Here is a 12,509-nt window from a genome sequence, read left to right on the forward strand (position 1 = left end):
CATTTATCGCTAAGGTTTTTCAGGGGGAGGGCTTTGACTCCTTGATTGGAGATATGCGACAGATGTTTACTAAGGTATATAGCCGTAAGCCGGACGCTTCAAGGGCCCGCTCGCGGGAAATCTATCAAGTAGGTGTTGGGTTTAAGGGTTGAATGCCTTACAAATTAAAGGTGTTTAAAACTCCTGTCAGGGCATAGCTATTTAAGAAATCAGGCGGTATATTGAGCCACTTTGGTTTTGCTTTGTTGTCGACTTATGTCGTGTAAGTTTTGAAATGTCTCGGAATATTATTTCGGGAAATACTAAATTAGTTTGTTTAATCGTAAATTAAGTATCTAAAGATACTGGTAAAAGAGGGATTCTCCTTTGAATGACATGGTAAAAAACCTGGTTCTGTGGTTGGTGATAGCAGCAGTTTTGTTGACAGTGTTTAACAACTTCAATGGCCAACAAAAAGTGAAGCCAATGGACTATTCACAATTCATAGAATTAGTTCAAGGGGGGCAGGTTAAGGAAGTTGCCATTGATGGTTTGCACTTTGATGTGGTGACGACCGATGGGCGTCATTATGAAACCGTTCGTCCAATGGTTGAAGACCCTGGCTTAATGCATGACCTGATTGAGAACAAGGTTCGGGTTGTTGGTAAGGAGCCAGAGCAGCAAAGTATTTGGACTCAGCTGCTAGTCGCTTCATTCCCTATTCTTGTCATTATCGCTGTATTTATGTTTTTTATGCGCCAGATGCAGGGCGGCGGTGGCGGCAAGGGACCAATGTCGTTCGGTAAGAGTAAAGCTCGTTTAATGAGTGAAGACCAAATTAAGACAACCTTTGCTGATGTGGCCGGTGTTGATGAAGCTAAAGAAGATGTTAAAGAGCTTGTAGAGTTTTTGCGGGATCCAAGCAAATTTCAACGCTTGGGTGGCAAGATTCCACGTGGCGTATTGATGGTTGGTCAGCCGGGTACCGGTAAGACATTGCTTGCCAAGGCAATTGCCGGTGAAGCAAAAGTTCCTTTCTTCTCAATTTCTGGTTCTGACTTTGTAGAAATGTTTGTCGGTGTGGGTGCTTCACGTGTGCGTGATATGTTCGAGCAGGCCAAGAAGCAATCTCCTTGTATTATCTTTATCGATGAGATCGATGCTGTCGGTCGCCATCGTGGTGCGGGTATGGGTGGTGGTCATGATGAGCGTGAGCAAACACTGAACCAGCTCTTGGTAGAGATGGACGGCTTTGAAGGTAGTGAAGGTGTCATTGTTATTGCTGCAACCAATAGGCCGGATGTTCTAGACCCAGCATTGTTAAGACCGGGGCGTTTTGACCGTCAAGTTGTGGTCGGTTTGCCAGATATACTTGGTCGTGAGCAAATTCTGAAGGTGCATATGAAAAAGGTGCCTTTAGCTGAGGATGTTGCGCCAAGTTTGATTGCCCGTGGTACGCCAGGATTTTCAGGTGCTGACTTGGCGAACCTGGTTAACGAAGCTTCCCTGTTTGCGGCACGAGCTGATAAGCGTGCAGTTGAAATGACAGACTTTGAGCTTGCTAAAGATAAGATTATGATGGGCGCAGAGCGCAAGTCTATGGTGATGTCTGAGAAGGAAAAGCTTAATACGGCTTATCATGAAGCGGGACATGCAATTGTTGGTCGTGTTTTACCAGAACATGATCCGGTTTATAAGGTAAGTATTATTCCGAGAGGTCGTGCTTTGGGTGTGACGATGTTCCTGCCTGAAGAAGATCGTTATAGCTTGAGTCGCAAGCAGCTTATCAGCCAGATTTGTTCGCTTTATGGTGGCCGAATTGCCGAAGAAATGACATTAGGTATGGATGGTGTCACAACCGGCGCATCAAACGATATTCAGCGTGCGACAGAGATTGCTAGAAATATGGTAACCAAGTGGGGCTTGTCCGATAAGTTAGGGCCCTTGCTTTATGATGATGCCCAAGAAGAAGTGTTTTTAGGAAAGTCCGCTGGCAGTGGCGGTTCTCATGTGGCGGGTGCTACACGTAATGAAATTGATACCGAAGTGCGTTCAATTATTGATACATGTTATGCGCAAGCACAAAAAATCCTCGAGGATAATCGTTCAATTCTTGATGCAATGGCGGATGCTTTGATGAAGTATGAAACCATTGATTCTGAGCAGATTGATGACTTGATGGACGGTAAGGATCCACGTGAGCCAAAAGGCTGGTCAAGTAACGGTCGTAACGATAACGATGGTTCGAGCGACAAAAAAGCCGATAGCGAAGATGATAAGGTTGTGGATATCGCTGATGGCAAAAAGCCAACTGACGAGACTGGAGAGCAGGGTTAGGTTCTCCAGAGATGTGTTTAGTTAAATTATGAGTCAATTGTTCAAGTTCGCCAGTCGAGAGCTCGATCTGGCGACAACTCAAGTGATGGGTGTTCTTAATGTAACACCCGATTCCTTTTCTGACGGTGGTCAGTACTCTAATCTCGATTCAGCACTAAATCAGGTTGAAATAATGCTTGCTCAAGGGGCGAGTATTATTGATGTGGGCGGTGAGTCTACTCGTCCAGGTGCACAGCCAGTAAGCGTTCAAGAAGAGCTTGATCGTGTTTGTCCTGTTGCTGAAAAAATTCTTCAAAACTTCGATGTCGTATTATCGGTCGATACTAGTACACCGCAAGTCATGCGTGAAACCGTTGCGCTGGGCGCTGGTTTGATTAATGATGTTCGGGCATTTACGCGACCTGGCGCGGTCGAAGCCGTTGCGGGTGCGAATGTCGCCTTGTGTGTCATGCATATGCAAGGTAAGCCCGATACAATGCAAATTCAGCCAGAATATACGTCGGTTGTGGAAGAGGTTGAGGCCTTTTTACTTTCGCGTATTAATACGCTCAAGTCTGCTGGGGTTGATGATCAGCGTTTGATTGTCGATCCAGGTTTTGGTTTTGGTAAAACGCTTTCCCATAATCTGAGCTTATTAGCTGGCATTGAGCGACTAAAACGTATGGGGTACCCTGTGTTGGTTGGGGTTTCTAGAAAGTCCATGTTTGCTGACTTGCTGGGACGAGATGTAGAACAGCGTTTAGCTGGAAGTTTGTCTGCTGCGACACTTGCTGCCTGGCAAGGGGCCGAGATCGTAAGGGTTCATGATGTTGTTGAGACGGTTGATGCGGTGCGTGTTGTTGATGCTGTAAAGCGTGCAGGTTAGGTTTATTTAAGGGTTTTAGGGAAAAGATATGTCTTCAAGAAAATACTTTGGTACAGATGGAATTCGTGGCTGCTTGGGTGAAGGTGCAATTACACCAGAGTTTATGCTTAAGCTGGGTTGGGCTTGTGGTAAGGTTTTCAAGAAAGAAGGCCTCAGGAATCGTGTCATTATTGGTAAAGATACGCGAATATCCGGTTACTTGTTTGAGTCTGCGCTTGAGGCAGGTTTATCTGCAGCGGGTATGGATGTGCGCTTATTGGGCCCAATGCCTACACCAGCCGTTGCGTACTTGACGCGAACCTATAGGGCAAATGCCGGTATTGTTATTAGTGCTTCCCATAACCCTTATCATGATAACGGTATTAAGTTCTTTTCTTCTAAGGGTTTGAAGTTGGATGATGCTGTTGAATTAGAGATTGAATCTTGGCTTGATAAAGACCTTGAAGTCGTAGCGCCCGACCTGCTAGGTAAGGCGAAACGTATTGATGATGCAATTGGCCGTTATGTCGAATGCTGTAAGGCGACCATTCCTTCGTCGATGTCTTTGACTGGTATGAAAATTGTGCTGGATTGTGCGCATGGTGCAACCTACCAGGTGGCGCCTTATGTCTTTAAAGAATTGGGTGCAGAAATCACCACAATTGGTGTGCAACCAGATGGTTTGAATATTAATCGTGATGTAGGTTCGACAAGCCCTCAGGCGCTTGTTGACAAGGTATTAGAAGTTGAGGCTGATCTCGGGATTGCATTTGATGGCGACGGTGACCGTGTCATCATGGTTGATCATAAAGGTGAAGTGGTTGATGGTGATGAGCTGATTTATATTATTGCCAGGAATCGTCAGCAGGCTGGTCGCTTGGAAGGTGGGGTTGTCGGTACATTAATGACGAACTTTGGTGCAGAGCTGGCATTGCAAAAGCTGAATATTCCTTTTGTTCGTGCAAATGTGGGCGACCGCTATGTGATGGAGCAGCTAGTGAAGAATGGCTGGGAGCTTGGTGGTGAGAACTCAGGCCATATTATTTGCTTTGATAAAGCGAGCACGGGTGATGCAACTATTGCTGCGTTGCAGGTTCTTATTTCCTTATGGCGTGACGGTAAGAGCTTGCATGAGTTGAAGTCCGAGATGACTAAGCTTCCACAGGTGTTGAAGAACGTACGAATTAAAGAAAAAACAGACCCCATGTCAAACGATGTTATTGCCCAGGCTGTTAAAGAGCAAGGTGAGCGTTTGGCAGGGCAGGGTAGAGTGTTGTTGAGAGGCTCGGGTACGGAGCCTCTAATCCGGGTTATGGCTGAGGGCGAGGATGCGGACTTGGTGAATTCAGTGGTGAACTCTCTGGTTGAAACGGTCCAGAATGCAATTGGTTAAGTAATTGGGTAAAAAGTCGTAATGGGTTGCTTGTAAGTAAAGATTAACTCGGTTAGTATTTGCGCCCTTCTGAAAAGCTGGTGTTATATATGCGTAGCAAGATTGTTGCGGGAAATTGGAAAATGAATGGTAGTGTTGCATTTATGCAGGACTACTTGCAGGCATTTAGCGATCAAGCATCGTCTAACGTGCCTGACGATGTGCAAGTGCTAATCGCACCGCCGACAGTTTTACTTTCCGGCTTTTTTGAAGCAAGTAAAGACTCCGGTATCCAGTTGGCAGCTCAGAATGTTGCTGGTTTTGACGAAGGTGCGTTTACTGGTGAAGTATCTGCGCCTATGTTGAGCGATGTAGGTTGTCAGTGGTCGTTAGTTGGGCACTCAGAGCGTAGAGCTTTGTTCGGAGAGACTGATAGTGATGTTGTTGCTAAAATCTCCCGTTTGCTAAAGGCTGGTATTAAGCCGGTTTTGTGTGTAGGTGAGACTCTGGAAGATCGAGAAGGTGGTAGAGCGCAGGAAGTTGTTGCGACGCAAGTCGGCGCTGTGCTGAAGCAATTTTCTTCGCAAGAACTGTCTGATTTGCTTATTGCTTATGAGCCGGTTTGGGCAATTGGGACAGGCGAAACAGCAACGCCAGAGCAAGCTCAGGAAATGCACGCTTATATTCGGCAGCAGGTTTCAGAAAAGTCTGCGGACTTAGCTGAAAATATGGCAATTCTGTACGGTGGTAGTGTTAATGTAAAAACCGCCAAAGAATTGTTTGGTCAGGATGATATTGATGGTGGGCTAGTTGGTGGCGCATCATTAAAAGTGAGCGACTTTTTACAAATCTGTAAGAGCGCTGGTTAGTAATTTTTATTGTTGTTTGTTGCAATTAAGAGTTTGAGGCTCTTGATGGGGCGGGCAACTAGAGTAGAAAAATAGGCTAAAAGTATGGAATGGTTAGAGACTGCCGTTATTGTGGTGCATATTCTGGTATCACTAGGTTTGATTGGTTTGGTTTTGCTGCAGCAAGGTAAGGGTGCTGAAGCGGGTGCTTCCTTTGGTGGTGGTGCGTCACAAACCGTTTTTGGTAGTCAGGGTAGTGGTAGCTTCCTAACACATATGACCAAATACTTTGCGATTGTATTCTTTATTACCAGTATTTCTCTGGCGGTGATCGCTAAGCAGAAATCAGAAATTTCTGCAGATGATTTCATTGCGCCTGTTGCTGAGCTTGAAACCTCAGGAACTGATGAGTCGGCGACAGAGTTAGAAGGCGGTGAGTCAATTGATACGGCTGCGAAAGATGCGATGCCTGCCGAGTCAGCGGCGCCAGAGTTAGAATAAGTTTTTGGTTTTTGCCCAAGTGGTGGAATTGGTAGACACGCTATCTTGAGGGGGTAGTGGCGTAAGCCGTGCCGGTTCAAGTCCGGCCTTGGGCACCAACTTAGAAAGCCTGTCACGTTTGTGACGGGCTTTTTGCTTTTCTGGGTTTAAGTTATTTGTTCAAGTAATAGATCAATTGTGGGTAATGAACTGTAAGGTACAGTGCTTAACGGTTGACCCATTAAGGTTTGGTGCATATAATGCGGCCGAATATTGCTGCGCACGAGTATAGTCCAAGCTTGTTTATTGCTTTGATTAATATTGCTGATGTTGATTTATTAGATGTTAGCTTGTGGAAATCAACGATGCGTGAGAAAAATCTGGTAAAAGCCGCCTTTGGTGGTCTCTTGAGTGTTACTCAGAGGCTCGGTTGTTTAAGGTTGTGGTGGCTTTTTCGTGTGATGGGCTTTATGCCCATTTTTTGTTTCTGAAATATGAAAAACGGTACTGCCATTGTCTGCAAAAAAGAAGCTGTTAGAAGAATTGATTGAACCGGTCATTGAAGGGCTGGGTTACGAGTGTTGGGGTATTGAATATATGTCCCAGGGTAAGCACTCTGTGTTGCGTGTGTTTATTGAAAGCGCACAAACCGAAGAAAAACAAGAAACTGAAGTCCCTGGTGAAGTTGATGAAAATATCACTGAGGAACAGGCCAGGGAAAGCGGCATAGAGCTCAAAGATTGTGAGCTGGTGAGCCGTCAGTTGAGTGGTGTAATGGATGTAGAAGATCCGATAAACGGAGAGTATACCTTGGAGGTTTCTTCGCCAGGCATGGATCGTCCATTATATAAGCTAAATCACTATGAACGGTTTCAGGGGCACCAAGTTGCCTTGAAATTACGCATGGCCTATGAAGGTCGTCGCAAGTACAGTGGTTTACTAAAAGGATTGGAAGGAAATGATATTGTTCTTCAGGTTGGTGAAGAAGAATTTTTATTTCCTATTGAAGCGATTGAAAAAGCGAACGTAGTGCCGCAGTTTGATTGAATTTGAAGATTGGAGCGAATGACGCGATGAATAAAGAAATTTTGCTAGTTGTTGAAGCAGTTTCAAATGAAAAGGGTGTTGAAAAAGATATTATTTTTGAAGCGATTGAACTGGCTTTAGCGGCAGCAACCAAAAAACGTTACGAAGACGAAGAAGACGCCAATATTGAAGTTAAGATCGACCGTAAGACTGGTGATCACGAAACCTTCAGGCATTGGACTATCGTTGATAATGAAGCTGTTCCAGGTTTGGGTACCGAGTTGACAATGCAGGAAGCAGAGGAAATAGATACATCTCTGCAACCAGGCGATATTCATACCGAACAGGTTGAATCAATTTCATTCGGTCGAATTGGTGCTCAGGCAGCAAAGCAGATTATTGTCCAGAAAGTTCGCGAAGCAGAGCGAGAGAAGATTGTCGATAGTTATCGCGATCGCGTCGGTGAACTTGTTTCAGGTACCGTGAAGAAAGTAACACGAGATAATGTGATTGTTGATCTAGGTAACAATGCTGAGGCATTACTTCCTCGTGAGAATCTGATCGCTCGTGAAGTTTTCCGAATGGGCGACCGTGTTAGGGCGCTTCTAGAAGAAATTCGAGTTGAAGTTCGTGGCCCTCAACTTATTCTGAGCCGTTCAGCGCCAGGTATGTTGATCGAGTTGTTTAAAATTGAAGTGCCTGAGATTTCAGAAGAAGTTATCGAGATTCGTGCCGCGGCGCGTGATCCAGGTTCTCGAGCTAAAATCGCTGTAAAAACTAATGATAAGCGAATTGATCCGGTTGGTGCTTGTGTTGGTATGCGTGGAGCACGAGTTCAGGCCGTCTCAGGTGAGTTAGGTAATGAGCGTGTCGATATCATCGTCTGGGATGATAACCCGGCTCAGCTAGTGGTTAACGCCATGGCGCCTGCCGAGGTTGCTTCTATCGTAGTAGACGAAGAAACAAATTCCATGAACGTTGCGGTATCTGAAGATAACTTGGCTATGGCAATCGGTCGAGCAGGGCAAAATGTTCGTCTGGCTGGTGAATTGACCGGCTGGGAATTGAACGTTATGTCTGAAGAAGATGCAGGTAAGCAGCAGGAAGAAGAGGTTGGCAAGTATGTTGACTTGTTTATCGAAACGCTTGATGTAGATGAAGACTTGGCGACTGAGTTGGTAAATGAGGGCTTTACTTCACTAGAAGAAGTCGCCTATGTACCGATTGAGGAAATGTTAGAGATTGACGCCTTCGATGAAGATATTGTTGAAGAGTTACGTCGTCGTGCAAAAGATGCCTTATTGAATAAAGCTTTGGCTTCCGAAGAGGAACTCGAAGGTAAAGAGCCTGCAGAGGATCTATTGGCAATGGACGGCATGGACCAGCATTTGGCTTTGGTTCTTGCTAGTAAAGGTATTGTCACGATGGAAGATCTTGCAGAACAGTCTATCGATGAGTTAATGGAAGTCGATGGGATGGATGAAGAAAAAGCCGGGCAGTTAATTATGACTGCACGAGCACCTTGGTTTGAAAACCAGGAATAAAGACGGGAGTCAGGAGAATTAATCATGTCTGAAGTAACTGTCAAAAAACTGGCAAATGATATAGGTGCACCGGTCGACCGACTGTTAAAGCAAATCGCGGATGCAGGTTTACCTGCTCGTGATGAGAGCTCGGTTGTTACTGATGAAGAAAAGCAAACTTTGCTGACTTTCTTAAAGAAAAGTCATGGCGAAGAAAATGACGAGCCTAAGAAAATCACACTGAAGCGCAAGACGACATCAACTTTGAAGATGTCAGCGGGTCAAGGTAAGTCAAAAACAGTTAATGTTGAGGTGCGTAAGAAACGTACCTATGTGAAGCGCCCGGAAGTCTCTTTAGAGCTTGAACAGCAGAAGAAAGAAGAGGCAGAACGAGCAGCTAAACTAGCCGAAGAAGTTGCTGCTAAGAAAGCACAAGAAGCGAAAGAAGCTGAAGAGAAAGCTCGAAAAGAGCAAGAAGCCAAAGAGGCTGAAGCTAAGCGTGAAGCGGAAGATGCTAAGAAAAGTGAAGCGAAAGCGCCGAAGGCTGAAGTACCAGTGACGCCTGCTGAGCTTGAAACAAACGAAAAGCATAAAAAGCACAAGAAGAAAGAAAAAGTGCCTGTTGTGGATGAGGACGAAGCTCCGAAACGCAAGCATGTTAAGTCTGCCGGACACAGAGCGCCTCGTCAGCGAGATGAAGATCTATCAACAATCAGTTTAGATGTTCTTATCGATGAAGATGAGCCGCAGCCACGTAAGCTAAAGTCTAAAAAGAAGAAAGTAAAACGTACTCATGCTTTCGAGAAACCGGTGTCGCCTGTGGTTAGAGAAGTAAATATCGGTGAGTCAATCATCGTAAGTGAATTGGCAGACAAGATGTCTGTTAAGAGCGCCGTTGTGATTAAATCACTGATGGGTATGGGCGTTATGGCAACGCAGAACCAGTCTATTGACCAAGAAACTGCAGTGCTTGTTACTGAGGAGTTAGGTCATACAGTGAAATTGGTTGCTGAAGATGCGATCGAAGCTGAAGTGATTGAGAGTATCGATTACGCAGGTGAAGAGACGCCTCGTGCGCCAGTTATCAGTGTAATGGGTCACGTTGACCACGGTAAGACCTCTCTGCTTGATTATATCCGTAAAGCGAAAGTAGCTAGTGGAGAGTCAGGTGGTATTACACAGCATATTGGTGCTTATCACGTAGAGACCGGTCATGGCATGATCACCTTCCTGGATACGCCAGGACACGCAGCCTTTACAGCTATGCGTGCACGTGGTGCGAGCAGTACTGATATTGTTATTCTGGTTGTAGCAGCCGATGATGGCATGATGCCACAAACCGAAGAAGCGATTCAGCATGCGCGATCAGCAAATATGCCGATCGTTGTTGCGGTAAACAAAATGGATAAAGAGCAAGCAGATCCTGATCGTGTTAAAAATGAACTAGCGACGAAAGAAGTTATCCCCGAAGACTGGGGTGGCGATGTCCAGTTTGTAAACGTTTCTGCGCATACCGGTGAAGGTATTGATGCTTTGCTTGATGCTGTATTGCTTCAAGCTGAGCTTCTAGAGTTAACAGCTGCCAAGAACGTTCCGGCAAAAGGTGTTGTTGTGGAATCTAGCCTTGATAAAGGCCGTGGTGCTGTATCAACAGTATTGATACAGAACGGTACACTTCGTGGTGGTGATATCGTTATTGCGGGCATGTGTTACGGTCGCGTTCGAGCGATGCTTGATGAAAATGGTCAGCCAATTAAAGATGCAGGCCCGTCTATTCCAGTTGAGATACTGGGTCTTAATGGCACGCCTGATGCGGGTGACGAGTTTGTTGTTGTTGAGAGCGAGCGAAAGGCACGTGAAGTAGCTGAGTTCCGCGAAGAGAAGAGCCGAAAGGATCGCTTGCAGCGTCAACAGGCTTCTAAGCTTGAGAACATGTTTAGCAATATGGGCCAAGATGAAGTTCGTACTTTGAACGTTGTTCTGAAAACTGACGTGCGTGGTTCTTTGGAGGCGCTGACGGCATCATTGAATGACATTGGTAATGAAGAAGTTCAAGTAAGAATCGTGGGTAGTGGTGTCGGTGGTATTACCGGTACTGATGCTAACCTGGCTTTAACTACCAATGCGGTAATTGTTGGCTTTAACGTTCGTGCTGATGCTTCTGCAAGAAAGATTATTGATGAAGAAGGTCTGGATCTTCGCTACTACAGCGTTATCTACGATATTATTGATCACGTTAAGCAAGCTCTAACTGGCATGCTAGCTCCTGAGTTTAAAGAAGAGATTGTCGGCATCGCTGAAGTTCGTGACACCTTTAAGTCTCCTAAGTTTGGTCAGGTTGCGGGTTGTATGGTGCTTGAAGGTACGATCTACCGTAATAAGAAGATTCGCGTATTGCGTGACGATATCGTGATCTTTGAAGGCGAGTTAGAATCATTGCGTCGCTTTAAGGATGACGTTAATGATGTTCGTTCAGGTACTGAATGTGGTATCGGTGTTAAGAACTATGACGTAAAAGTGGGCGATAAGATTGAGGTCTTCGATAAGATCTCTGTTGAACGTACACTCGATTCGTAATTAGTTTGATTAGCGGGATAAGTAGTTAATGGCGCAAGATTTTAAAAGAACAGATCGTATTGCTGATCAAATGCAACGCGATCTGGCAGAGTTGCTTCGTTCTTCAATGAAGGACCCTCGGGTTGGCATGGTAACAGTGAATCAAGTGGTGGTGGCCAAAGACCTCGGTTTTGCCGATGTTTATGTTACCTTACTCACAGTTGATGATCTGGATGCTGATGCGGCTGAGGTAAAAAGTACGATTAAAGTACTTAACGGAGCAGCAGGGTTCTTGCGCAGCGAGCTTGGTCGTATGATCAAGCTTAGAACTATCCCGCAACTACGTTTTCATTTTGACGCTTCGGTTAAACGCGGCCGTCAACTCGATAATCTTATTTCTCAGGCTCGAAAGAAAGACGCTGATTTGTCTGTCGATGAGGGGAATGAAGATTCCAATACTCCTACGGATAACGAAGGCTAGTCCCTTTGGCGCGTAGAAGAAAAGGACGCCTGCTAAACGGGGTGTTGTTGCTTGATAAGCCTCAAGGGATGACTTCAAATTTTGCCTTGCAAAAAGCTCGGCGGATATTTGGTGCTCAAAAAGCAGGTCATACCGGAAGTCTTGATCCTCTAGCGACGGGTGTTTTACCAATTTGTTTTGGTGAGGCAACCAAGTTCTCTCGTTATCTACTTGATGCGAATAAAGGCTATTACACAACCGCGACTCTAGGAGATATCCGGACGACCGGTGATAGTGATGGCGAAACGGTCGAGATCAAAGAAGTGCCTGCACTCAGTGAAGCTCCCTTATTAAGCTTGCTAGAGAAATTTAAAGGTGACATAGAGCAGGTGCCATCTATGTATTCTGCGCTAAAGCATCAGGGTCGCCCCTTATATGAATATGCGCGCAAAGGTATCACGATAGAGCGTCCTGCACGCCCAGTTAGTATTTTCAGGCTTGAGCTCGATGAGTTACGCGAAAAGCAGCTCGATTTGACTGTCGAATGTTCGAAAGGTACTTATATTCGCTCATTAGTGGAAGATATTGGTAATGAACTGGGCTGTGGTGCGCATGTCTCAATGTTGCGTCGTTTTAAGGCCGGGCACTTCATGTTGGATAGCACTGTTAAGATGCTTGCTTTGGACGAAATGTCTCAAGAACTTGCTTTAGGTGAAGGCTTGGAAGCAGTTTTAGATGTCAATTTACTGCCAATTGACAGTTTATTGCCTGATACACCCAAAGTATGCCTAAAAAATGAGCTTGTAAGCTCGATATTAAATGGACAAGCGGTTAGAATAGCCGACTTTGAAAATACTGGCTTTGTCTGTATTTATCTGCCTGTTGATACTTTATGCCAAAATTTAAGTGTCGAGCAGACAATATTCAAGCAGTATTTTGAATCTACCTTTGAAAAAGATGGTCAGCAATATGTCTTTGCTGGTGTCGCTGAAATTGACGAAGAAGGTATGTTACAACCTAGTCGACTCGTCAACTTTAATGAAATTGCGACACAGGTATAGGTCTTTTTCAAACTAATAACGGT

11 protein-coding genes and 1 tRNA gene are annotated in these 12,509 nt (G+C 45.1%); all 12 read left to right on the forward strand.

Annotation, left to right across the window (positions count from 1 at the left end; genetic code table 11):
• Positions 1-152, forward strand: a 152-nt coding sequence (locus A3763_RS01250; protein ID WP_304440768.1) for an SAM-dependent methyltransferase, incomplete at its 5' end; no start/stop codon positions are given.
• Between the two features lie 214 nt (positions 153-366).
• Positions 367-2,316: an ATP-dependent zinc metalloprotease FtsH gene (gene ftsH, locus A3763_RS01255; RefSeq protein WP_231872064.1), complete on the forward strand. Its 1,950-nt coding sequence runs from the start codon at positions 367-369 to the stop codon at positions 2,314-2,316.
• Positions 2,317-2,344: 28 nt separating this feature from the next.
• A complete protein-coding gene (gene folP, locus A3763_RS01260; protein WP_068506644.1) occupies positions 2,345-3,181 on the forward strand; it encodes a dihydropteroate synthase in 837 nt (278 codons plus the stop codon).
• A 28-nt stretch (positions 3,182-3,209) separates the two neighbouring features.
• The gene (gene glmM, locus A3763_RS01265) at positions 3,210-4,553 is read left to right on the forward strand and encodes a phosphoglucosamine mutase (RefSeq protein ID WP_068515215.1); all 1,344 of its coding nucleotides are present in this window, start codon (positions 3,210-3,212) and stop codon (positions 4,551-4,553) included.
• Between the two features lie 89 nt (positions 4,554-4,642).
• Positions 4,643-5,401: a triose-phosphate isomerase gene (tpiA, locus tag A3763_RS01270; protein WP_068508998.1), complete on the forward strand. Its 759-nt coding sequence runs from the start codon at positions 4,643-4,645 to the stop codon at positions 5,399-5,401.
• An 84-nt stretch (positions 5,402-5,485) separates the two neighbouring features.
• Complete coding sequence (gene secG / locus A3763_RS01275) at positions 5,486-5,881, forward strand: preprotein translocase subunit SecG (protein WP_068515214.1); 396 nt, start codon at positions 5,486-5,488, stop codon at positions 5,879-5,881.
• Positions 5,882-5,894: 13 nt separating this feature from the next.
• A tRNA-Leu gene (locus A3763_RS01280) sits at positions 5,895-5,979 on the forward strand.
• 394 nt (positions 5,980-6,373) lie between these two features.
• Positions 6,374-6,907 (forward strand): ribosome maturation factor RimP, encoded by a 534-nt coding sequence (gene rimP / locus A3763_RS01290; protein WP_068515210.1) that lies wholly within the window; start codon positions 6,374-6,376, stop codon positions 6,905-6,907.
• Between the two features lie 26 nt (positions 6,908-6,933).
• Positions 6,934-8,430: a transcription termination factor NusA gene (nusA, locus tag A3763_RS01295; RefSeq protein ID WP_068515311.1), complete on the forward strand. Its 1,497-nt coding sequence runs from the start codon at positions 6,934-6,936 to the stop codon at positions 8,428-8,430.
• Positions 8,431-8,454: 24 nt separating this feature from the next.
• Positions 8,455-10,986, forward strand: a complete 2,532-nt coding sequence (infB, locus tag A3763_RS01300; RefSeq protein ID WP_068634027.1) for a translation initiation factor IF-2 — start codon at positions 8,455-8,457, stop codon at positions 10,984-10,986.
• 28 nt (positions 10,987-11,014) lie between these two features.
• Positions 11,015-11,446 (forward strand): 30S ribosome-binding factor RbfA, encoded by a 432-nt coding sequence (gene rbfA / locus A3763_RS01305; protein WP_068553620.1) that lies wholly within the window; start codon positions 11,015-11,017, stop codon positions 11,444-11,446.
• A 5-nt stretch (positions 11,447-11,451) separates the two neighbouring features.
• Positions 11,452-12,486 carry a tRNA pseudouridine(55) synthase TruB gene (gene truB, locus A3763_RS01310; RefSeq protein ID WP_068515203.1) on the forward strand — a complete coding sequence of 345 codons (1,035 nt, stop codon included), beginning with the start codon at positions 11,452-11,454 and terminating at the stop codon, positions 12,484-12,486.
• Positions 12,487-12,509 lie beyond the last annotated feature (23 nt).

The organism is Oleiphilus sp. HI0128, from assembly GCF_001635365.1.

Coding starts and splice junctions, on each gene's coding strand:
- secG (WP_068515214.1), top strand. CDS start 5,486: ATGGAATGGTTAGAGACTGCCGTTATTGTGGTGCATATTCTGGTATCA.
- infB (WP_068634027.1), top strand. CDS start 8,455: ATGTCTGAAGTAACTGTCAAAAAACTGGCAAATGATATAGGTGCACCG.
- tpiA (WP_068508998.1), top strand. CDS start 4,643: ATGCGTAGCAAGATTGTTGCGGGAAATTGGAAAATGAATGGTAGTGTT.
- nusA (WP_068515311.1), top strand. CDS start 6,934: ATGAATAAAGAAATTTTGCTAGTTGTTGAAGCAGTTTCAAATGAAAAG.
- glmM (WP_068515215.1), top strand. CDS start 3,210: ATGTCTTCAAGAAAATACTTTGGTACAGATGGAATTCGTGGCTGCTTG.
- rbfA (WP_068553620.1), top strand. CDS start 11,015: ATGGCGCAAGATTTTAAAAGAACAGATCGTATTGCTGATCAAATGCAA.
- folP (WP_068506644.1), top strand. CDS start 2,345: ATGAGTCAATTGTTCAAGTTCGCCAGTCGAGAGCTCGATCTGGCGACA.